This is a genomic window from Stenotrophomonas sp. 89682_Sma, from assembly GCF_056481405.1.
The window spans coordinates 2,645,327-2,666,467 of the sequence record NZ_CM151147.1; the positions used below are offsets into that span (position 1 = coordinate 2,645,327).

General features: G+C 68.1%; 16 protein-coding genes. 7 read left to right on the forward strand and 9 right to left on the reverse strand.

Going from position 1 to position 21,141, the window contains the following annotated elements:
- Window positions 1–29 precede the first annotated feature (29 nt).
- The gene (gene eptA / locus ACZK29_RS12245; RefSeq protein WP_478446080.1) at window positions 30–1,841 is read left to right on the forward strand and encodes a phosphoethanolamine transferase EptA; all 1,812 of its coding nucleotides are present in this window, start codon (window positions 30–32) and stop codon (window positions 1,839–1,841) included.
- On the opposite strand, the gene ACZK29_RS12250 is transcribed toward eptA, so the two are convergent.
- Entirely contained in the window at window positions 1,745–2,668 is a 924-nt protein-coding gene (locus ACZK29_RS12250; protein WP_111203822.1) for a M14 family metallopeptidase, read from the reverse strand. The two genes, eptA and ACZK29_RS12250, sit on opposite strands and share 97 nt — an antisense overlap.
- A 145-nt stretch (window positions 2,669–2,813) precedes the next feature.
- Between ACZK29_RS12250 and ACZK29_RS12255 the strand changes: the two genes are divergently transcribed.
- The 6 genes from ACZK29_RS12255 to ACZK29_RS12280 all read left to right on the forward strand — a co-directional run bounded on the left by ACZK29_RS12255 (window position 2,814) and on the right by ACZK29_RS12280 (window position 10,761).
- Entirely contained in the window at window positions 2,814–3,467 is a 654-nt protein-coding gene (locus ACZK29_RS12255) for a DUF3348 family protein (protein ID WP_111203823.1), read from the forward strand.
- Window positions 3,468–3,477: 10 nt separating this feature from the next.
- Complete coding sequence (locus ACZK29_RS12260; RefSeq protein WP_111203824.1) at window positions 3,478–5,742, forward strand: DUF802 domain-containing protein; 2,265 nt, start codon at window positions 3,478–3,480, stop codon at window positions 5,740–5,742.
- Window positions 5,739–6,377: an OmpA family protein gene (locus ACZK29_RS12265; protein WP_478446081.1), complete on the forward strand. Its 639-nt coding sequence runs from the start codon at window positions 5,739–5,741 to the stop codon at window positions 6,375–6,377. Before ACZK29_RS12260 ends, ACZK29_RS12265 begins: the two co-directional genes overlap by 4 nt.
- Entirely contained in the window at window positions 6,301–6,750 is a 450-nt protein-coding gene (locus ACZK29_RS12270) for a DUF2894 domain-containing protein (protein ID WP_343126075.1), read from the forward strand. The genes ACZK29_RS12265 and ACZK29_RS12270 overlap by 77 nt, the downstream gene beginning before the upstream one ends.
- A 210-nt stretch (window positions 6,751–6,960) precedes the next feature.
- Window positions 6,961–9,279: a TonB-dependent receptor gene (locus ACZK29_RS12275; RefSeq protein WP_478446082.1), complete on the forward strand. Its 2,319-nt coding sequence runs from the start codon at window positions 6,961–6,963 to the stop codon at window positions 9,277–9,279.
- Window positions 9,280–9,300: 21 nt separating this feature from the next.
- Window positions 9,301–10,761: an esterase-like activity of phytase family protein gene (locus tag ACZK29_RS12280; RefSeq protein WP_478446083.1), complete on the forward strand. Its 1,461-nt coding sequence runs from the start codon at window positions 9,301–9,303 to the stop codon at window positions 10,759–10,761.
- A gap of 77 nt (window positions 10,762–10,838) precedes the next feature.
- Here ACZK29_RS12280 and ACZK29_RS12285 read toward each other — a convergent pair whose 3' ends face one another.
- The 8 genes from ACZK29_RS12285 to ACZK29_RS12320 form a co-directional block, all read right to left on the reverse strand.
- Window positions 10,839–11,285, reverse strand: coding sequence for an REP-associated tyrosine transposase (locus tag ACZK29_RS12285; protein WP_478446084.1), 447 nt, complete (start codon window positions 11,283–11,285; stop codon window positions 10,839–10,841).
- A 169-nt stretch (window positions 11,286–11,454) separates the two neighbouring features.
- Complete coding sequence (locus tag ACZK29_RS12290) at window positions 11,455–12,213, reverse strand: 2,3-dihydro-2,3-dihydroxybenzoate dehydrogenase (RefSeq protein WP_478446085.1); 759 nt, start codon at window positions 12,211–12,213, stop codon at window positions 11,455–11,457.
- Window positions 12,204–16,094 carry an amino acid adenylation domain-containing protein gene (locus tag ACZK29_RS12295; RefSeq protein WP_478446086.1) on the reverse strand — a complete coding sequence of 1,297 codons (3,891 nt, stop codon included), beginning with the start codon at window positions 16,092–16,094 and terminating at the stop codon, window positions 12,204–12,206. Before ACZK29_RS12295 ends, ACZK29_RS12290 begins: the two co-directional genes overlap by 10 nt.
- Window positions 16,091–16,348: a phosphopantetheine-binding protein gene (locus ACZK29_RS12300; protein ID WP_164146751.1), complete on the reverse strand. Its 258-nt coding sequence runs from the start codon at window positions 16,346–16,348 to the stop codon at window positions 16,091–16,093. The genes ACZK29_RS12295 and ACZK29_RS12300 overlap by 4 nt, the downstream gene beginning before the upstream one ends.
- The gene (locus ACZK29_RS12305) at window positions 16,348–16,980 is read right to left on the reverse strand and encodes an isochorismatase family protein (RefSeq protein ID WP_478446087.1); all 633 of its coding nucleotides are present in this window, start codon (window positions 16,978–16,980) and stop codon (window positions 16,348–16,350) included. Before ACZK29_RS12305 ends, ACZK29_RS12300 begins: the two co-directional genes overlap by 1 nt.
- A complete protein-coding gene (locus tag ACZK29_RS12310; RefSeq protein ID WP_478446088.1) occupies window positions 16,980–18,632 on the reverse strand; it encodes a (2,3-dihydroxybenzoyl)adenylate synthase in 1,653 nt (550 codons plus the stop codon). The genes ACZK29_RS12305 and ACZK29_RS12310 overlap by 1 nt, the downstream gene beginning before the upstream one ends.
- Window positions 18,629–19,822 carry an isochorismate synthase gene (locus ACZK29_RS12315; RefSeq protein ID WP_111203834.1) on the reverse strand — a complete coding sequence of 398 codons (1,194 nt, stop codon included), beginning with the start codon at window positions 19,820–19,822 and terminating at the stop codon, window positions 18,629–18,631. The genes ACZK29_RS12310 and ACZK29_RS12315 overlap by 4 nt, the downstream gene beginning before the upstream one ends.
- On the reverse strand, window positions 19,819–21,015 hold the full coding sequence (locus ACZK29_RS12320) for an MFS transporter (RefSeq protein WP_478446089.1): 1,197 nt from the start codon (window positions 21,013–21,015) through the stop codon (window positions 19,819–19,821). Before ACZK29_RS12320 ends, ACZK29_RS12315 begins: the two co-directional genes overlap by 4 nt.
- Window positions 21,016–21,141 lie beyond the last annotated feature (126 nt).

Below are 21,141 nucleotides of genomic sequence, written 5' to 3' on the forward strand. Positions count from 1 at the left end.
CGCGCACTCCTGTTCCGCGGAACCTGCTCGTGCGTCAATGCCTCCGTTTCCCCCGGCTCCATCCGATCGTTCTGGTCTGGGCCGCCGCACTGTTCTTCACCACGATTGGAAACATCGCCCTCTGGAAGACATTGTGGGGGCTGATCGACCTCAACAGCCTGCGCGGCGTGCTGTTCCTGGCCAGCCTGCCGGTGGTGCTGTTCTGCCTGTTCAACCTGCTGCTGACGCCACTGCTGGCACTGCCGTTCCTGCGCAGGCCGCTGCTGGTGCTGCTCGTTGTCATCAGCGCCACCTGCAGCTACTTCATGCTGCACTACAACGTGCTGATCGACCGCAGCATGGTGCAGAACGTGCTCGAGACCAATCAGGCCGAACTGAACGCCTATCTGTCGCTGCCACTGCTGCTGACCCTGCTGGCGCTGGGCGTGCTGCCCGCGACCGGGCTCGTCCTGATGCGCACCGCCAGCGGGGCGGGCTCGATACGTTCGCTGCTGGTGTGGCCAGTCAACGTCCTGGTCTCCATGATGGTGCTGCTGGCGATCGGCTTTGCGTTCTACAAGGACTATTCGTCATTGCTTCGCAACAACCCCTACATCCGCGACCAGGTGCTGCCGTTGAACGTGGTGCGGCATACCCACGGTTACCTGAAGAGCCTCTACAGCACCCGCCAGCAACCGCTGCGCGCGATCGGCATGGACGCACGGCGAATGCCGGGCCCGCGCCCGAAGCTGGTGATCCTGGTCGTCGGCGAGACCGCGCGATCACAGAACTTCCAGCTCAACGGCTACCCACGCGCGACCAATCCCCGGCTCTCGCGCAAGGAAGGCGTCATCAGCTTCAATGATGTCTCCTCATGCGGAACCGCCACGGCCATCTCGGTGCCGTGCATGTTCTCGCAGATGACCCGAGGCCAGTACGACGACGTGCGCGCCGCAACCGAGGAGAACGTGCTCGACATCCTGCAGCGCACCGGCATAAGCGTGCTCTGGCGCAACAACAACAACGGCGGCTGCAAGGGCGTGTGCGAACGCGTACCGACCGAGGACATGCCTGCGCTGAAGGTGGCCGGCCAGTGCGTCAACGCCGACGGCACCTGCTACGACGACGTGCTGCTGCACCAGCTCGGCGCACGCATCGATGCCATCAACGGCGACGCCCTGATCGTGCTGCATCAGCTCGGCAGTCATGGGCCGACCTACTTTGAACGGTATCCCGCAGCGTCGCGGGCCTTCAGCCCGACCTGCGACAGCAACCAGATCCAGCATTGCAGCAACGAGGCGCTGGTCAACACCTACGACAACACTCTGGTCCACACCGACCAACTGCTGGGCAAGGCCATCGACCTGCTGCAGGGCTATGCGGACCAGCGTGATGTCGCACTGATCTATGTGTCCGACCATGGCGAGTCGCTGGGCGAACGCGGGATGTACCTGCACGGCACGCCCTACTTCATCGCCCCGCGCGAGCAGACCCAAGTGCCGATGGTGATGTGGTTCTCACCGGAATTCAGCCGCAACGCAGGCCTGGACCTGGCCTGCCTGCACCAGAATGCCCTGCACCGTGCGCACAGCCACGACAACCTCTTCCACTCGCTGCTGGGCCTGTTCGCGGTCAACAGCGGGGTGTACCAGCACGATCTGGATGTGTTTGCAGGTTGCCGCGCGTCGGCTTCGCCGGCTGTGGCCACCTCACCGGCGAAAGAAAGGCGCCGGCTGATGCCGGTCGCTGCCCGGAACGTGGCGCGCTACTGCGCCGCCAGGGCGAAATCCAGGCCCGCACACACCGCCGCCACCTGGGCGTCGTTGCATTCCTGCGGGTTGGTGCGCGGGCTGTCCGGGTAGACCTCGGTGGTGGTGGCAAAGCGCGCGTCGGTGAAGCCGGCGCAGGCGCCGATCGAACGCGATTCACCCCAGACCACGCCCGGCGACTGCAGCGGCAGGCCGACCAGGTTGCCTTCGGCATCGGCCGGGGCGATATGGGTGACCGGGGCCACGGCGGTGATCAATGCCTTCTGGAACTCGGCCTGCGGATCTTCGCTGTTGCCGATCACGTAGAAGCCATCCGGAATGGTGTCGCGCTCGAACGGCTTGCCATCGCGGGCGCAGCGGGCCGGGTCGAACTCGTGCAGGTCGCTGTCGGTGGTCTCGTGCAGGTCCAGGTGCACCAGCAGGTTCGGCCTGCGCTCGGCCACCCAGCGCATCAGCGCGGCGGCTTCTTCGATCTGGCCGCCGTCACGGAAGCTGCGGTTGGGGTCGATGGCATCCGGGTTCCAGCGCTGGATGCGCTCGTAGCCCCACGGGCTGACGCACGGCGCCACGATCAGGTTCAGCCGGCCCAGGTAGCGCTCGGCCTGCTGTTCCAGGAACTGCAGGGCGCCGTGCACGCCACTGGTCTCGTAGCCATGCACGCCACCGGTGATCAGCGCGGTCGGCAGCGCCGGGTTCCAGTCGTGGTTGACCACGGCGAACAAGGGGTAGTGGTCCGGTGCATAGTCCAGCTGGCCGTACTGGATCACGTCGAAGACGCTGTCATCCAGGCGCTCAAGCGCGGCCACCACGTCCTCCTGGTAGCTGCGCTGGCGCTGCTGGCGGGCCCGCCACTGTGCGCGTTCCGCGTCGCCCCAGGGCTGTCCGGGGGTGCCGATCGGGTAGAACTGCGCAACGGTCATTGGGGAACTCCAGGGGTCGAACGGATGGGTGCAGCCGGGCATTCTAAGCCTTGTCGCGCCTGCAGGTGCCCCACCCCGGCCCGGCCTTCATCCAGCCGGGGTCATCTGGCTGTAAAATCAACGGTTTTTGGCCCCTCACCCCTTGATGGCGAACGCAGCGCAGCCGGTCCTGGGTGGACCGGAGTTCCTCCGCCTGCTCGCCCGTCTCAGCGACGGCGCGATGCCGGCCAGCAGTCCCGCCCTGACCGATCGCCTCGGCCAGTGGGTGGACTGGAGCCGTGCCGTGGCCCTGTCCGGGGCGCTCGGCGGACGCCTGCCCGAACCGGGTGAGGCCACCGAAGCGGTCGAGGATGTACTGGCCGACTGCGTGCAGGCGCACGCCAGCCTGCTGGCCTCGATCCGCGAGGATGCCGAGGCCGAGCGCCTGCTGGACCTGGCCGAAGCCGCCGCTGCACCCAACTTTGCCTCGCTGCGCCAGCGCTATCGGGTGCTGCAGCAGGCCATCCAGACCGCCACCGGGCGCTTGCGCGGCCGCCTGCGCGACCAGCTGGTGCAGGTTTCGCCCGAGCTGGCGCGGCTGGCCGAGGTCGATGCGGTGATGGAACAGACCCTCACCCCGCGCGAGCACAGTCTGCTGGCCACTGCGCCGGCCGTGCTCGGCACCCGTTTTGAACGCGTGCACGGCCAGCCCGGCTGGCGCGCGGCCTTCCGCCATGACATGCGCACCCTGCTGCTCGCCGAGCTGCAGCTGCGCTTCCACCCGATCGAAGGGCTGCAAGACGCCCTGCGCTCCCACTGACCGGAACACCATGTCCAGAACTGCTTTCCATGTCGTTGTCTTCCTTGTCGGCCTGCTGGCCGTGTGCTGGATCGGCATTGGCTACGTTTCGGTGCATCCGCTGGGTGCAGCGGTGGCGGCGATCATCGCGGCCTGCTACATCGCCGGTGGCATGGAGCTGTACCGCTACCGCCAGGCCAGCAACGGCCTGCGCACCGCACTGAACGACCTGTCCAGCGCGAAGGAAACCCTCGCCCCCTGGCTGGAGCGCGTGCCGGTGGGCCTGCGCAACGCCGTGCGACTGCGCGTGGAAGGCGAGCGCACCGCCCTGCCCGCGCCGGTGCTGACTCCTTACCTGGTCGGCCTGCTGGTGCTGCTGGGCATGCTCGGTACCCTGCTGGGCATGATGGACACGCTGCGTGGCACCGGACTGGCCCTGCAGAGCGCGACCGACATGGCCGCCATCCGCGGCTCGCTTGCCTCGCCGGTGCAGGGCCTGGCGGTGGCATTCGGTACCTCGATCGCCGGTGTGGCCAGCTCGGCCATGCTCGGCCTGCTGGCGGCGCTGCTGCGTCGGGATCGGCTGCAGGCCCTGCAGCAGCTGGACCGGGCCATTGCAGGCGACCTGCATCCCTACTCGCAGGCCTGGCAGCGCGCCGAGTCGCTGCGCCTGCTGCAGGTGCAGTCCGCCGCCCTGCCAGCGCTGGTCGACCGCCTGCAGGTGATGACGCAGACCTTTGAGCAGCACAGCACGGCCGCCAACGAGCGCCTGCTGGCCGGCCAGGCCGAGTTCCTGACCCAGAGCCAGGCGCTGCAGGAGCGCCTGGCGGTCTCGCTGCAGCAGTCGCTGCGTGAAGGCGCCGAAGCCAGTGCCGCCGCCATCGGTGGCGCGCTTCAGCCGATGGCCGAAACCACCCTGGCCGGTCTGGCTCACCATGGCGAAGCGCTGAACGCTCGCGTCGAGCAGGCTGTGCAGCGGCAGCTGGCTGGCCTGAGCGACGGTTTCGAGCGCAGCCGCGTTGCGACCGAAGCCAGCTGGGCAAAGGTGGTGAGTGAACAGAGCCAGGCACAGCAGGCCCTGGTGGACGATCTGCGCCAGCACCTGCAGGCCTTCAGCGATGGCCAGGGCACGCAGGCCGAAGCACTCGTCGCGCGCATCGGCGAGCGCCTGCAGGCCGATGCCAACGGCAACGCCGAGGCCTGGCGCGCCGCCATCGAGCAGCAGCAGGCACTGAACAGCGCGCTGGTCGAGCGCCAGCAGCAGGCGCTGCTGGCGGCCGGCCAGCAGCTGGACGAGCATGCGCAGGCGTTGCTGCAGGCACTGGAGCAGCGCCACAGCACCAGCCAGTCGCTGCTGCAGGACCACGAACAGCAGCGCGCGCAGGATTGGCAGGCCGCGCAGGCCGCCGCCGCGACCGCACACGCCGAACTGCAGGCCAGCCTGGACCGCCGTGAACAACAGCGCCAGGCGCGCTGGGACGCGGTCAGCGCCGAGCTGCAGCAGGCCCACGCCACGCTGCAGGCGCAGCTGCAGGCCGGCGACGAACAACGCCTGCAGCGCTGGAGCGATGCCCTGCAGCACGTTTCCTCCGACCTGGCCGAGCGCCTGCAGGCCAACGGCGAACGCCTGGCTGCGCAGCAGCAGCAGGTCTGCGACACGCTGGCCGCCACCGCTCAGCAGATCGGCGAGAACGGTCGTGCGCAGGCCAGCGCCACGTTGGCCGAAGTGTCCACCCTGCTGCAGACCGCGGCGGCGGCACCAAAAGCGGCTGCCGACGTCATCAACGAACTGCGCAGCACGCTCTCTGAAAGCCTGGTGCGTGACAACGCGATGCTGGAAGAACGCGGTCGCCTGCTGGCCACCGTGCAGACCCTGCTCGATGCGATCAACCATGCCTCGCACGAACAGCGCACCGCCGTGGACGCGCTGGTTGGCGGATCGGCCGAGCTGCTGGAGCGCGTCGGCAACCGCTTCACCGACCATATCGCCGCCGAGACCGGGAAGCTGGACGGCATCGCCGCAGCGCTCAACGGCAGCGCCGGTGAAGTGGGCCAGTTGGCCAGCACCTTCGGTTCCGCTGTCGAGCAGTTCGGTACGGCCTCGGCCGAGCTGTCCGGCCGCCTGGAACAGATTGGCGGCGCACTGGATGCCTCGCTGGCCCGCAGTGATGAGCAGCTGGCCTACTACGTGGCGCAGGCGCGCGAGGTGGTCGACCTCAGCCTGCTGTCGCAGAAGCAGGTGATGGAAGAGCTGCAGCAGCTGGCCACGCGCCGCGGCAAGGCCGGCAGCGCATGAGCGACGAGCTGGAGGTCGATGGCGGCTCACACGCCCCGATCTGGGCCGCCTTCGGCGACCTGATGTCGGTGCTGCTGGGTGCGTTCGTGCTGATCCTGGTGGGTGTGGTCGCGGTGCAGCTGGAGCTGTCGCAGCGGTTGGACCAGGAAGTGAAGCAGCGCCAGGCCGAAGCCAAGCGCCTGCAGACGCTCGAACAGGCACTGGCTGGCCCGCTGGCTGCCGGTCGCGTGACGCTGGTCGACGGCCGCATCGGCATCAGCGGCAGCGTGTTGTTCGCGCTCAACTCCGACCAGCTGCAGCCGGAAGGCCAGGAGCTGCTGCGCAGCCTGGCGGCACCGCTGGCCGTCTATCTGGGCAGTCGCGAAGAAATCCTCATGGTCAGCGGCTTCACCGATGACGCGCCCGTGCGCGAAGGCAACCGCCGCTTCGCCGACAACTGGGAGCTGTCCGCGCAGCGTTCGCTGACCGTGACCCGCACCCTGATCGCCGATGGCGTACCGGCCGATGCCGTGTTCGCCGCCGCATTCGGCAGCGAGCAGCCGGTCAGCTCCAACGCCAATGAGGAAGGCCGCGCACGCAACCGTCGCGTGGAGATCGCACCGATTCCCAAGCCCAAGGCCACGGATGCCAAGTAAGCCGCCAGCACTCGAAGGCCTGCGCGCACTGGTGCGCGACCTCGATGCGGGGTCGCGGTCGCTGCCGCACTATCCGCAGGTACCGATGCTGCAGCAGGTCCAGCGCGAGTGGTCGGAGCTGCGCAGCGAACTGCAGGTACGCCGCTCGCTGCGCACCGAGGCCCCCGCCGACGGCGGCCCGCTGAACTCGGCGGTGCTGGTGCAACGCATGCTGGACACGATGCAGGCGACCAGCCCCGGCTACCTGCGCCACTTCATCGACTACGTGGACACCTTGTCCTGGCTGCAGGCGTTGCAGGATGGCGCCGCCAGCGGCGCAGATGCCGCAAAGCCGAAGCGCGCGCGCAAGCCGCGCCAGACACCGAAGGGGTAGTGCCGGCCGCTGGCCGGCAACCGATTGATGGGCTGCCGGCCAGCGGCCGGCACTACAGACATGTCACCAGACAGTCATCTGTCTAGCGCACCATTTTCACGTTGACCCGCGGCGCCTGCAGCGCCTGCGGTCGCATCGCTTGTCTCCCCTTTTCAATTCCATGAGCTCCGCGCCAGCGCGGTGGCTCGTGCCTGCCTGAGTGTCTGCAACATGACCAAGACTTTGTTGGCCGCCGCGCTGTCGATCGCGCTTGCTCCCGCGGCCTGGGCGCAGGATGCTGCCCCGACCTCCAGCACGCCCTCCGCCACCACCCTCGATGCGGTCTCGGTGATCGGCAGCGGTGAAGCGCGCCAGGTGCAGCGCATCACCCGCGAGAATCTCGACATCCTGCCGCCGGGCACCAGCCTGCAGAAGACCCTCAACCTGCTGCCGGGCGTCAACGCGCAGTCGGCCGATGCGCTGGGCACCAACGAGCAGTCAATGACGCTCAGCCTGCGCGGCTTCAACTCCACCCGCCTCGGCTACACGCTGGACGGTGTGCCGCTGGGCGATGGTGCGTACAACAACTACAACGGCCTGACCATCAACCGTGCGCTGATCAGCGAGAACATGGCAGGCGCGGAACTGGCGGTGGGCATCGGCAGCCTTGGCACGCCGTCCACCAGCAACCTCGGTGGCACCATCTCGTACACCTCCGACCGCCCGGCGCAGGAGCTCGGCGGCCGCGTGGTGCAGACCTTCGGCAGCGATGCCAACCGCCGCACCTTCGTGCGCGTGGACAGCGGCGAGTACAACGGCTTCTCCGGCTACGTCTCCGGCATGAATGCCGTCTCCGATCTGTGGAATGACCAGACCGCCTACAACAAATCCACTACCAAGCAGTTCAATGCCAAGGGCGTGTGGAACTTCGGCCGCGGCCAGATCACCGGTTTCGTCGATACCTCGCGCACCACCCAGGCGGACTACTTCTACCTGTCCAAGGACGAGATGTCGCGCGGGCTGGGCTGGGACTGGGGCGGCTATGCGCCGGACTGGAACAAGGCCGTGGCCAAGGCCTACTGCAATACCGCCAGCTTCAACGCGAAGAAGTGCGACAACAGCGGCCCGGACAAGGATGCCGACGGTGCGTTCACCGCCGGGCAGATCCTGCGCGATGACAACCTGTACTACCTGGCCGGTGACTTCTTCCTGGCCGATGGTTTCAGCCTGCGTGCCCTGGCCTACCACCACGACGACCGCGGCGAAGGCCACAACTGGAACAGCGGCGCGTGGTCGAACAAGGGCACCGCGCAGGAAATCCCGATCATCTTCCGCAACACGATCTATACCATCGACCGCGATGGCGGCACGCTGTCGTTCGATTGGGAACTGGGTGCGCACCGCATCGAGGGCGGCGTCTGGTACGAGCGCAACACCAGCAGCGCCGAGCGCTACCAGACCGCCGTGGACGGCCCGCGCGACCTGAGTGGCATGAACACCCTGCCCTCCGACGTCGGCGTGTTCGCCCAGCGCACGCGCTGGAAGACCCATCAGCTCTTCCTGAAGGACACCTGGCGCCTGCTCGACGATCGCCTCACCCTGGAGTTCGGCGCCAAGAGCCCGCATGCCACCTCCGACGCACAGGCGCTGCCGGGCGACGCGAAGACGCCGATCTCGCCGACCTCGAACAATCAGTTCGCCACCGGCTCGCTGAAGGCCAGCAAGAACTTCCTGCCAAGCGTGGGTGCCAACTTCCGCCTGGCCGAGCATCACGAAGTGTTCGCCAGCTACGCCGAGAACATCGCCATGTTCCAGGGCGGCTTCAAGCTGGGCCCGCAGGCGGTCAGCCAGGCCACCTGGAACGCACAGGGCGACCTGAAGCCGGAAGAGTCCCGTTCGCTTGAGGCCGGCTACCGCTTCGTCACCGACACCCTGCAGGCCTCGATCGCGGCCTACAGCGTGCGTTTCGACAACCGCCTGCTGCAGTACAACCCCTGCGACTCGCGGCAGCCGGTCGGCCCGACCTGCGGCAACCGCTTCTACAACGTCGGCGGCGTCGACAGCCGTGGCGCCGAGCTGACCGTGCTGTGGACCCCGAACGAGCACTTCAGCTGGTACACCTCGGCCTCGCTGAACCGCTCGACCTATGCGTCCAACTACGTGCAGGCAGGCGTCGAGCAGCAGATCAAGGGCAAGATCCAGACCGATACGCCCAAACAGCTGCTGGCCACCGAGATCACCTGGCGTGACAACGGCTGGTTCGCCAGCCTGCGTGGCAAGTACACCGGCGAGCGCTTCTACACCTACACCAACGACCAGGGGTTCGGCGGTTTCACCGTGTTCGATCTGGCCGGTGGCTATGACTTCGGCCAGGTCGGTTTCGCCAAGGGCATGCGCCTGTCGTTCAACGTGACCAACCTGACCAACAAGCGCTACGCCAGCAACCTGGATTCGAGCGTGTTCGCACCGAGCGATCCGTCCGGCAAGCTGTACGTGTTCCATGCCTCGGCACCGCGCCAGGTGTTCGGTACGATCGACCTTCGCTTCTGATTGACCGCCCGGAGTCCACCGATGCTCGCGACCGCCCTGCTGCTGGCCACCCTCTCCGCCAGCGGCTACTCCGCCCCGCATGAGGCCAGCGGTGCACCACCCCGCACGCTGGAACTGGGTGGCCGCACCTACGTGGACAAGGGGCTGGTCGCGGCCGGGCGGCTGCCGGCCGGCACGGTGGACTTCCTTGGCGACACGCTGGGCTCGTTCTCGTCGCTGGCGGTGCAGCCCGGCACCTGGAAACGGACCGCCAACGGCTACGAAGGCGTGTTGTGGACCCTGCCCGACCGTGGCCGCAACGATCCCGAAGCCGGCCTGTTCTACGACTACACCGGCCGCGTGGAGCGCATGCAGCTGCGTATCGACGTCATCCCGGGCAAGCCCGGTGCGCTGGGCACGCTGACGATGGTGCCGGACAAGGGCGTGGTTCTGAAGGACTTCAACGGCCGGCCCTTCACCGGCGCCGACCCGGGCGACCACACGATCACCCAGCGCGAGGTGGTGCTGCCCTCGCCGGCCAGCGGCGCCGGTGCGGGCAAGGTTTCGCTGGACGCGGAATCGCTGCAGTTCACCGCCGATGGCCACTTCTACATCGGCGACGAGTACACCGCCAACGTCTACTACTTCGATGCACAGGGCCAGCTGCAGGGCGTGATCGTTGCACCGCCTGCGATCCGTCCCCAGCGCGATGGCAAGCCCGCCTTCGGTTCGCTGGCGCCGCCGCAGACTGGGCGCCGCAACAACCAGGGCGTGGAAGGCATGGGCCTCTCGCCCGACGGCAGCCGCCTGTTCGTGGCCCTGCAGAGCGCGACGCTGCAGGACAGCGCACAGGGCAATGCGGCCGGTCGCATCAACACCCGTGTGCTGGTCTACGACGTGACAACCTCGCCAACGCCACAGCAGCCGATCGGCCATTACGTGATGGCGTTGCCCACCTATGCACACGACGGCAAGGGCAAACTGGACCGTACCGCCGCGCAGAGTGAGCTGCGTGCGCTGGATGCCACCCGCTTCCTGCTGCTGGCCCGCGATGGCAACGGGCTGGGCAAGGACGGCGACGACCCGATCGTCTACAAATCTGTGCTGCTGGTGGATCTGGCCGATGCCAGCAACCTGGCGGGAAGCAACCATGAGTCCGGTACGGCCTCGGTGCTGGCCGACCCGGCGGACACCGTGTTGAAGGACGGTATCGTGCCCGCACGTAGCGACGAACTGCTGAACCTGCTGGACCGCCCGCAGCTGGCCCGTGCCGGGCTGGACCTGGACACCAAGCGCGGCCCGCATGCCGGACTGCTGTCAGAGAAGTGGGAAGCCATGGACGTGCTGCCGGCGCTGGACCCGCAGCACCCGAACGACGTGCTGTTGCTGATCGGCAACGACAACGACTTCATCGCCCGGCACTGCCGCATGCAGGGCCAGGCCTGCGACAGCCCGTACGACAACGACAACCGCGTGCTGGTGTACCGCCTCACGCTACCCTGACTGCATCGGGTAGTGCCGGCCGCTGGCCGGCAACCGCTATGCTCGAAGGCACTGGTAGTGCCGGCCGCTGGCCGGCATCACCACCAGACCGACCACGCATACGGATAGTCGCCAATCTGCTCGGTAAGACCTGCGCGTACCGGATTCCCCAGGATGTACAGCGCTTGCCGCGCCAGCGACTCCTCGGCCCTCACTGCGTGATCGAAGTAGCCAGATTGCCAAACCGTACATCGACGCCCCGCCAGGCGATTCAGGGCAAGCGCGCTCGACGATTTCATCCGGCGCGCGATGTCTGGAAGGTGAGCTGCGCGCAGCTCGAACATCCAGTGGACGTGATCCGGCATGACGACCCATGCGAGTGACTGCACCAGCCCCTGCCGCTCGATGCAATGAAACTGGTCGATTACACATGCTGCCGCAGCTTCGCTTTCAAAGAGCCGGCGGCGCTGGTGTGTCGTGGTTGTCAGAACACAGGCTTGGCCGATGATCGAGTGACGGCCCAGGCGGAGGCGATGGCTGCTCATGCCCCATCGTGGAGCGATCGTTGAGCGTTGAACGTCAGGCCATGCCTCGACAGATGTTCGGAGATGTCTGAAGTTGAATGAGGTTCCCGGCCAGCGGCCGGCACTACCGGGGCTGTGGGTTGCCGGCCAGCGGCCGGCACTACCATTGCCGGCAGGCGGCCGTCGGGGCTCAGGCGCGCAGGGTGGCGCCGCCGTCGACGTACAGGTCGCTCATCGCCACATGCCCAGCCTGTTCGGACAGCAGGAACATCACCGAGTGCGCGATGTCCTCCGGGGTGGCCAGCTTGCGCAGCGGAATGCCAGCCTTGTAGGTCTCCAGGCTGCCGGCGATCACGCGTTCTGCGCCGTGCTCGTCCTGCCACATGCCGGTCTGCATCGGGGTCAGTGTTGAACCCGGGGCAACGATGTTGCAACGGATGCCCAGCGGCGCCAGCTCCAGCCCGAGGCAGCGGGTGAACATCGTGGCCGCGGCCTTGGACGCCGCATAGGCCGCCATCCCGTGCCTTGGTACACCGGCAGCATTCGAGCTGACCGTGACGATCGCGCCCTGGCGGCGCGGTGACATCACCCGTGCCAATGCCCGTCCGACGTGGAATACACCATCGGCATTGACCGCGAACACCCGACGCCAATCGGCATCTGGGGTCTCCGCAACAGCTCCCACGTGCAGAACACCCGCCACGCTGGCGGCAAGGCCAATGGGCCCGATGCCGGCTTCCACACGATCCACCAAGGCGTCCACCGCCGCGCTGTCGGTCACGTCGAGCGCAAACGCCTGCACACGCGCATCCACTACCACGGGCGCCTCACGATCGGTCGCTACCACGGTGCAGCCGGCCTCGGCCAACAGCCGTACCAGTGCCTCACCGATGCCGCCGGATGCGCCGGTGACCAGCGCTACGCGGCCTTCAAAACCGGTCAACTGCATGTTGCGATCTCCTGTTGCTCGTCCCATTGGCGCAGCCGCGCCGACAACCACGGTGCCAGCTGCGCCACCGCATCGCGGCCGGTCAGTTCGGCGTGCAGGAACGGAAGTTCCAGCGCCTGCACCTTGCGCGCATGCGTCCGCCACAACGCCGACTGCAGCTGTGGCCGTGCCTGATGATCGCGGCCAGCGCGGACGTGCGCCAGCGTGCCGTCGAACGTCTGGTGGATGTGTTCGCGGATCAGTCGATTGGTCCCGGTCACCGCACGCACCACGCCATCCAGCACCACATCCGGCAGGCTGCCGAGCGCACTGCCGCCACGACGCAGGAAGCCGAGAATGCGCTCGCGGCTGTCCAGTTCCGGATGCGCATCCGGATCATGTCCGGCAATCGCCAGCAGTGCGCGCAATGCGGCGATGGCATCGGGCTCCGGCTCGGCCCGCCAGCACTCGCTGGGATAGGCGTCCAGCAGCACCAGCTCGCCGACCTCGCGCCCGATCTCATGCAGGCGCACCGCCATCGCCTGCGCGAGGATGCCCCCCACCGACCAGCCCAGCAGGTGCACCGGCCCCTTCGGCTGTAGTGCAAGCACGCGCTGCACGTAGTCGTTGGCCATCGCCTCGATGCTGCTCGGCAGCGGCCGCCGCGCGTCCAGTGCCGGCGACTGCAGGCCATACACCTGGCGTGCCGGCTGCAGTGCCCGGGCCAGGGTGCGGTAGTTCCAGGCGATGCCACCGGCCGGGTGCAGCACGAACAGCGGCGTGGTCCCGGCCGCTTCGGCAGCGGCCAGCGCGATCACCGGCCCCAGTGCGTGATCGGCCAGCGCGGGTGGCTCGGCAATGCGAACCGCCAGCGCGGCCACGGTGGGCTGGGCAAACAAGGCCCCCAGACCCAGGTCGCAGCGCCAGCGCTGTTCGATCGCCAGCAGCAGGTGCACCGCCGACAGTGAGTCACCGCCGAGACTGAAGAAGTCCGCATCCACCGCCACCGGCGCCTCACGCCCAAGCGCCTGGGCGAACAGCACCGCCAGCTCCTGTTCCAGCGGCGTACGCGGTGCCAACCCGGCGACCTCATGCTGTGGTGGCTTCGGCAACGCGTTGCGATCGAGCTTGCCATTGGCGGTCACCGGCCAGTGATCCACACCAACAAACGCCGAGGGCACCATGTAATCCGGCACGCGCGTGGCCAGATGACTGCGCAGCAGCACAGCGTCGGCAAGCGCGGTTGGCACATAGGCCACCAGCCGGGCATCGCCGGGAACGTCCTGGCGCAGCAGCACTTCCACGCGCTCCATGCCGGGCAGTTCGCGCAGTGCCGCCTCGATCTCGCCCAGTTCAATGCGCAGGCCACGCAGTTTCACCTGATGGTCGCTGCGGCCCAGGTACTCGACCGCGCCATCGCCACGCCAGCGCGCCACATCGCCGGTACGGTAGATGCGCTCGCCCGCCAGGAACGGATCAGCCAGGAAACGTTCGGCGGTCAGGTCATCGCGGCCCAGGTAGCCACGCGCCAGCTGGACGCCCCCCAGGTACAGGTCACCGGGCACGCCCACCGGCACCGGCTGCATCCGCGCGTCCAGCACGTACAGGCGGGTATTCCAGACCGGGAACCCGATCGGCACCGGCCGCGAATGATCCTGCGCCGACGCCGGCCAGTAGCTGACGTCCACCGCAGCTTCGGTCGGGCCATACAGGTTGTGCAGTTCTGCCTGCACACGCGCGTGGAAGCGGTCGCGCAACGCAGCGTCCAGCGCTTCGCCGCTGGTGAATACCCGGCGCAGCTGCAGGCCTTCGGAGGCCGGTGCAGCAAGGAAGGCATCCAACATCGACGGCACGAAATGCACCGTGGTGATGCCATGCTCGCGGATCAGCCGCGCCAGTTCAGTGGGATCGCGGTGCGCATCGGGCCCGGCGACCACCAGCGTGGCCCCGCACAGCAGCGGCAGGAAGAATTCCCAGACCGAGACGTCGAAGGTGGCCGGGGTCTTCTGCAGCACGCGGTCATCGGCGCGGATGCCGTAGTGCTCGCGCATCCACAGCAGGCGGTTGACTATGGCACGGTGTTCGATGACCACGCCCTTCGGCTCGCCGGTCGAACCGGAGGTATAGATCACATATGCCGCATCGCTGGGCGCCGGATCGGCCCACGGCGCGGCGAAGCTCAGCGCGGTCCACTGCTCCGGCGCAAGCACCGGTACGCCAGCCATGCGCGCCGAAACCTCAGACGCAGCCAGTACGCACACAGGCTGTGCCGAGGCGAGAATACGCGCCAGCCGCTCATCGGGATGGGCAAGGTCCAGCGGAAGATAGGCCGCGCCTGCGCGCAGCACCGCGACCAGCGCGATCACCAGCTCCAGCGAGCGCGGCAATGCCACCGCCACCACGCTGCCCGGGCCGACGCCCATCGCTCGCAGCTGTGCGGCCAGTGCGAAACTGCGCGCTTCCAGTGTTGCGTAGTCCAGCGTGGAAACACCAAAGACCAGCGCGGGTGCATGCGGATCACGGTCCATGCCCTGCTGCAGCAGTTCAACCAACGTGGTCGGTGGCAGCGCGTGCTCGGTGCCATTGAAACCATGCACCACCTGCTGCGCTTCTTCGACGGTGGCCAGCGGCACGGCCGCGATGTCGTCAGCCTGCAGTGCCGCCGACACGAAATGCAGCAGCCGCGCCGCGTGCGCCTGCACATCCTCGCGACTGTACAGCGCGGGGCTGGCCTCGATCTCCAGGTCCAGCAGGTGCTTGCCGTCGCCACGGAAGCCCAGCGTCAGATCATCCACCGGCCCGGTGCACAGCACCTCCAGCGTCGCCTGCACGCCTGGCAGGGCCAGCGGCTTGTAGAACGGCTGTATATTCACCAGCGGGCCGTGCAGGCGCTGCTGCGCCCCCACCAGGCCCAGGTCCCGGCGCAGCTGCTCGCCTCGGTAACGGCCGTGCTTGCGACTCTGGCTGAGCTGCCGGCCCAACCCGCGGGTAAAGGCTTCGACACTGCCCTCGCCGGCCGCCACGCGCAGCGGCAACACATTCATCACCATCGCCGGCACCCGCGCCGACGCGTTGCCGAGCCGCCCCATGTGGGGCACCCCCAGCACCACTTCATCGGCCGCGCTCATCCGCCGCAGGTACTCGGCCGACAACGCCGCCAGAACGTCCGGCCAAGCCTGCAACCAACGTACCGATGCCTGCAGAAGCTGCTCACGGAATGCCGCATCGAGCGGCTGCACCCAGCGCAGCGCGTCGTCACTGGCCGCGAGCGTACCGGCCAGGCCCACGCCCGCCGGTGCCCCCTGCATGTGCTCGCGCCACCACTGCCCGGCCTGCGTGCGGCGCGGGTCGGCACGATAAGCAGCATCGTCGGCCAGCACCCCCGCCAGCCCCGGCAGAGGCTCACCCGTACGACCGGCATACAACGCGCACACGCGATCAGTGAACAGCGCCATGCCGTAACCATCGGCCGCCAGGTGATGCACGCGCAGGTACCAGACCCAACGCTGCCCGCCCAGTTCAAGCAGCACCTGCTGGCTGATCCGGTCGCGGGTGGGGTCGACCGGGCTCAACCGGTCAGTGCGCATCAGGCTTCGTGCGGCAGCGGCGGGATGCGCCTCGGTGGACACATCACGCACCGAAAGCAGCGGTACGTGAGCCGGCTCATGCCACTGCAGCGGCTGGCCATCGGCGCCTTCGGCAAAGCGCAGTGCGAAGGCCTCTGCCTCAACCGCGGCCTGGTCTGCCGCTGCGACAAACGCGGCCACGTCCAGCGGGCCGTCGATCCACACCGCGTGCGCGGTATTGAATGACGGGTTGTCCGGTGCCAGCCGCTGTGCGAACCACAGCCCAGCCTGGGCCTCGGTCAATGCCACCGGCGTGGCCAGCGCGACGGCGTTCATGCGTTCTGCGCGGCCTGCAGCGCCTGCACCACGTTCCACCACTGGCGCAGCGTGGTGTGTTCGGCCAATTGCGAGAACTCCAGCGGCAGGCCGGTGTTGCCCCAGGCCAGGACCAGGCCGAGCATGCGCATCGAATCCAGGTCCAGGTCGATCAGGTTGTCGTCGTCACCGATCTCTGCTGGCTCGCACTCCAGCACGCGCGCCACGTCAGCACGCATCCGCTCCAGATCCAGCACCCCACCGGTGGCAGCCATCACAGCACCTCCAGCAGCTGGTCGGTGGTCATCGGCACGCCACTGGTGCGCGCAATCCAGTGCAGCGCCTGATCGTGATCGGCACGCGAAAAGTCCGCCACTGCATCGGCGGCAATGAACGCTTCGATGTCGCGCTGGAAGGCTTCCATCACGGTCGCGGTGCAGCCGATATGCGCATACACGCCAGTGACCAGCAGCTGGTCGCGTCCCCGCACCCGCATCAGCGTCTCCAGGTTGCTGCGCTGGAACGCGCTGTAGCGGTGCTTTACCAGCACGTGCTCCCCCGGCTGCGGTGCCAGCGCCTCGATGATCGGCTCGTGGTCGGCGCTGCGGCGCATGCCCGGCCCCCACAGGTCGGCCTGCAGGCCACGGTCACGGCGGTCTTGGTCGCCATGCTGGGCGGTGTAGAACACCGGAATGCCGTGCGCGCGGCAATGCGCCAGCAGGCGTGCGATGTTGTCCACGGCCGGCCGCAGCGGCGCGTTGCCAGCGTCGAATACGGCCAGGAAGTAACGCTGCATGTCGTGCACCAGCAGCGCGACACGATCGCGCCGGGGGCGCCAGGGGCCACGCGCCTGCGGCAGTTCAGCGGCGGTTGGCAAGGGGTAATCGGTGATACGGGGCAGCGCCATCAGCGCGTTCCTCCTGTCTGTTGCAGATGACGCGCACGCAGCTGCGCGCGCAGTTCGCGGCGGCTGATCTTGCCGACCGCGGTGGTATCGAAGCTGTCGACGAACACGATCTGGTCGGGCACCTTGAATGCGGCCAGGCCGCGCCCGCGCATCCAGGACTTCAGAGCCGGTGCCTTGAACGGCTCGCCCTGCGGAATCACGAAGGCGCAGCTGCGCTCGCCCAGGTACTCGTCGGGAATGGAGACCACGGCCGCATCGAACACGCCCGGATGTGCCAGCAAGTGGTCCTCGATCTCCTCGGCGGAGATCTTCTCGCCGGCGCGGTTGATGTGGTCACCCGCACGGCCCTGTACGACCAGGTAGCCACCGGGCAGCTGCTGCACACGGTCACCGGTACGGTAGAAACCGTCGTCGGTGAACGAGCGCGCATTGGCCACCGCATCGTTGTGGTAGCCGCGGATGGTGTAAGGGCCGCGCGTCAGCAGATGCCCCACCTCGCCCTCGGCCACCGGCTGGTCATGGTCATCGACCACGCGCACTTCGTCGTCAGGACTGATCGGTCGCCCCTGGCAGGCCACGATCAGTTCTTCCGGATCGTCCAGGCGGGTGTAGTTCACCAGCCCTTCGGCCATGCCGAATACCTGCTGCAAGGTACAGCCGAGGCCGTCGATCACCCGCCGCGCGGCTTCCGGCACCAGCTTGGCGCCGCCCACCTGCATGACCTGCAGGCTGGACAGGTCATGCTTGCTGGTGGCGGCGGCCTGCGCCCACAGCAACGCCAGCGGCGGCACCAGCCCACAGCAGGTCACCCGCTCCCGTGCGATCAGCGGGAAGGCCGCATCCGGGCCGGGGCCCGGGCTGAGCACCACGCGGGCACCGGCGTACAGCGCGCCGAAGAAGCCGGGCGAGCTCATCGGGAAGTTGTGCGCAGCCGGCAGCGCGACCAGGTAGACGCTGTCGCGATCGATGCCGCAGAGGTCATTGCTGGCGCGGAACGAGTAGATGTAGTCGTCGTGGGTACGCGGAATCAGCTTGGACAGCCCGGTGCTGCCTCCGGAAATCTGCAGGAACGCCACCGACTGCGGATCCGGATCGGCCGGCAACTGGCCGCGGTCGCCCTGCAGCGTCTCCAGTGCGGTGAACTCCTGTGCATCGCCATCGATCACCACCTCACGTATCGCGGGCACTTCAGCCTGCAGCGCCCGCGCCAACGTACGGTGATCGAAGCCGTCGTGCAGTGCGCTGGTGATGTAGGCACTGGCTTCGGCCTTGCTGGCGAAGTGCACCAGCTCGGTGATGCGGTGCGCCGGCAACGCGTACACCGGCACCAGCCCGGCGCGGAACAAGCCACAGACCGAAGTGATGAACCCCGCGCTGTTGCCCAGCTGCACCAGCACCCGCTCGCCCGGCTGCAGGCCGAGTGCCAGCAGGCCCGCGCCGATGCGTCCGGCCTCATGCCACAGCTGCGCGAAGCTCAGGCGGACATCACCGGCGACCACCGCGATGTCATCCGCATAGCGTTCCGCGCGCTCGCGCAGGAATGCCGGGAAGGTCTCGCCACGCCAGTGACCGGCCTCGCGATAGCGCGCCATCAGGTCATCCGGCCACACCTGCTGCAGTGGCAGGCGGGAAGCGTCAGTGGAGGTGTTCATGCGGCAGGCTCGATGGCGGGCGCGGATTCATGGACACCCAGCGCGTTCAACAGGGCAGCGAACTTCGCTGCGGTTTCGGCAACCTCTGCCTCGGGTTGCGACTCGGCGACGATGCCTGCACCGGCGTACAGGCGCAGCTGCGCGCCCTGCAGTCGTGCACAGCGGATCGCGACGTACCAGTCGCCGTCCCCCTGTGCATCCAGCCAGCCGACCGCGCCGGCATAGAAGCCACGCGGCACCGGCTCCAGTTCCCGGATGCGCTGCAGCGCCGCCATTCGCGGCGTGCCGCAGACCGCCGGTGTGGGGTGCAGCTGTGCCAGCAGTTCGGCCGCAGGGGTTTGCGGATCCTTCAGGGTCGCGTGGATGCGGGTGCCGAGGTGCCACATGCTGGCGGTGGCGTGCAGCACCGGGCGCGGCTGTGCATCGATGTGGCTGCAGTACGGCGCCAGGCCCTCGACGATGGCCTCGACCACATGCCGGTGCTCGTCATGGTCCTTGGTCGAGGCCAGCAGCGCCTGCGCCGCACGCTCGTCCTCTGCAGCATCGGCGCTGCGCCGGGCGGAGCCCGCCAGCGGGTGCGACAACAGCTGGGCGCCGCGCTTGCGCAGCAGCAACTCCGGGGTTGCCCCCACCAGCCAGGCTGGCGCCTGACCCGGCTCTACCGGCAGCGGCACCGCGTAGGTTGCCACCGAGGGATCCGCGCCCAGGCGTGCCAGCAGCACATCCGGAGGCAGTGCCTGGCGGGTGCGGGCCAGCAGGCTGCGCGCCAGCACCACCTTGTGCAGGTTCTGCTCGGGCGCACGCAAGGCCTGCACTGCCGCAGCGACTGTAGCGGCATAGTCCTGCGGCGCAGGCTCGGCCCGCAGGGCGCCGTCCAGCGGCGGTGCGGCCTGCGGCTGCAATGGCAGAGCCGGCAGCAGGCGCTCGGGCTGGTACAGCGCATCGTCCGCACGCGGTTCGAACGGCACCGCGCCAACCAGCAGGCCCGGGCCGCCACGCTGCTGGGCAAAGAACTCCGAAACGCGTTCTGCCAATGTCGCCAGTGCACCGGCTGGCAACGTGGCGCGGCAACCGCGGGCGTGCACGTGCTGGCCGGCATGCTGCAGCAGGAACAGCGGCGCGTCGTCGGTGCTCTCCTGTGGTGCTGGCGCAGCCTCCGGCCACGTGCCCTGCATCAGGGAATCGTTCATGGGGTCTCCTTCATCCGATGCGCTGCGGCCAGCGCGCACAGCAACAGCAGCAGCGCGCCCACCAGCAGGTAAGGCAGGCTTGGCCCGCCGCGGTACAACAGCGTGCCGAGCATCGGCCCGGCCACCATGCCCAGCCCCTGCGCGGCCGCCACGGTGCCTGCGGCGGCGCCCTGCTCGTGCGCCTCCACCGCGTCGGCGGCCAGCGCCTGGAACGAGGGAAATACGAAGCCCATGCCGAACGCGGCCAGCGCATACGCCGCCGGCAACTGCCAGGCCTGCTGCACGCCTGCCACCGAGGCAAAGCCAATGCCGGAAATCAGGGCGCCGAGGACGATCCAGCGACGTGGATGTGCCTCCAGCTTCATCACCAGCGCCTGCGCCAGGATCAGGCCGACGCCGACCGCTGTGAGTGCAATGCCGGCCATGCGCGCGCCCGCTGCTGCATCCAGGCCCAGGCGATCAATCGCAAAGAAGCCCACCGTGACCTGCGCGATGGTCACCGAGACCATCGCGATGAACGCTGCCAGCTGTGGCAGGCGCAGGCGTGGGTCGAGGCGACTCATCGGCGTGCGACGCTGTGCGGACGCGCCCACCATGGGCGGTGTAGCCGGCAGGCGCCAGGCCAGCAATGCCAGTGCCAGCAACGGCAGCAGCGCGGCCACGTACAGCGCCAGCGACAGGTTCGTATAGGCCAGCCAGCCCGCGGCGGCCGGGCCGAGCACCATGCCTAGCGCGTTGGCACTGCCCAGGCGGGCGAGGAATTTTGCACGCTGTCCGGTGGGTGCCTTGTCGGCGATCAGCGCCGCTGCGGTAGGAGGCACAGCCGCGTAGAACAGGCCGATCAGGCCACGCGCACCGACCAGCACCAGCACTGACACCAGCACCGGCGGCACTGCCTGCAGGGCGACATCGATGAACACCGCCAGCGCGATATAGACCACGGTGTAGGCGCTCATCGCCAGCATCAGCACGCGTTTGCGGCCGATGCGGTCGCTGAGCTGGCCCCACGGGCGCGCAGCCAGCATCCACAACACGCCTGCAGCGGTAACCGACAGGCCGGCATGCCACTCGGACAGGCCGAGCATGCGGACCACCGGGCCGATCACCGCGACGAAGGACATCATCGCCATGGTGCCGATCAGGGCAGCCAACACCAGCGCCGGCAAGCCGGGAACGACGGGACGTGCGTGCATGAAACACCAGCCGTAACAGGAAAGGATGGCGGGGCGCACCTGCGCGCCCCACCCGGCACCGGCCCTGCTCAGGACCGGATGCCACCCTCAAATGATAACGGCTCGTATTTGCATTTGATACCCATT

What these genes read in the sequence shown, in the direction of transcription:
- ACZK29_RS12250 (WP_111203822.1), bottom strand. Translation starts at nt 2,668, where the DNA reads ATGACCGTTGCGCAGTTCTACCCGATCGGCACCCCCGGACAGCCCTGG.
- ACZK29_RS12255 (WP_111203823.1), top strand. Translation starts at nt 2,814, where the DNA reads ATGGCGAACGCAGCGCAGCCGGTCCTGGGTGGACCGGAGTTCCTCCGC.
- ACZK29_RS12260 (WP_111203824.1), top strand. Translation starts at nt 3,478, where the DNA reads ATGTCCAGAACTGCTTTCCATGTCGTTGTCTTCCTTGTCGGCCTGCTG.
- ACZK29_RS12265 (WP_478446081.1), top strand. Translation starts at nt 5,739, where the DNA reads ATGAGCGACGAGCTGGAGGTCGATGGCGGCTCACACGCCCCGATCTGG.
- ACZK29_RS12270 (WP_343126075.1), top strand. Translation starts at nt 6,301, where the DNA reads ATGAGGAAGGCCGCGCACGCAACCGTCGCGTGGAGATCGCACCGATTC.
- ACZK29_RS12275 (WP_478446082.1), top strand. Translation starts at nt 6,961, where the DNA reads ATGACCAAGACTTTGTTGGCCGCCGCGCTGTCGATCGCGCTTGCTCCC.
- ACZK29_RS12280 (WP_478446083.1), top strand. Translation starts at nt 9,301, where the DNA reads ATGCTCGCGACCGCCCTGCTGCTGGCCACCCTCTCCGCCAGCGGCTAC.
- ACZK29_RS12285 (WP_478446084.1), bottom strand. Translation starts at nt 11,285, where the DNA reads ATGAGCAGCCATCGCCTCCGCCTGGGCCGTCACTCGATCATCGGCCAA.
- ACZK29_RS12290 (WP_478446085.1), bottom strand. Translation starts at nt 12,213, where the DNA reads ATGCAGTTGACCGGTTTTGAAGGCCGCGTAGCGCTGGTCACCGGCGCA.
- ACZK29_RS12295 (WP_478446086.1), bottom strand. Translation starts at nt 16,094, where the DNA reads ATGAACGCCGTCGCGCTGGCCACGCCGGTGGCATTGACCGAGGCCCAG.
- ACZK29_RS12300 (WP_164146751.1), bottom strand. Translation starts at nt 16,348, where the DNA reads ATGGCTGCCACCGGTGGGGTGCTGGATCTGGAGCGGATGCGTGCTGAC.
- ACZK29_RS12305 (WP_478446087.1), bottom strand. Translation starts at nt 16,980, where the DNA reads ATGGCGCTGCCCCGTATCACCGATTACCCCTTGCCAACCGCCGCTGAA.
- ACZK29_RS12310 (WP_478446088.1), bottom strand. Translation starts at nt 18,632, where the DNA reads ATGAACACCTCCACTGACGCTTCCCGCCTGCCACTGCAGCAGGTGTGG.
- ACZK29_RS12315 (WP_111203834.1), bottom strand. Translation starts at nt 19,822, where the DNA reads ATGAACGATTCCCTGATGCAGGGCACGTGGCCGGAGGCTGCGCCAGCA.
- ACZK29_RS12320 (WP_478446089.1), bottom strand. Translation starts at nt 21,015, where the DNA reads ATGCACGCACGTCCCGTCGTTCCCGGCTTGCCGGCGCTGGTGTTGGCT.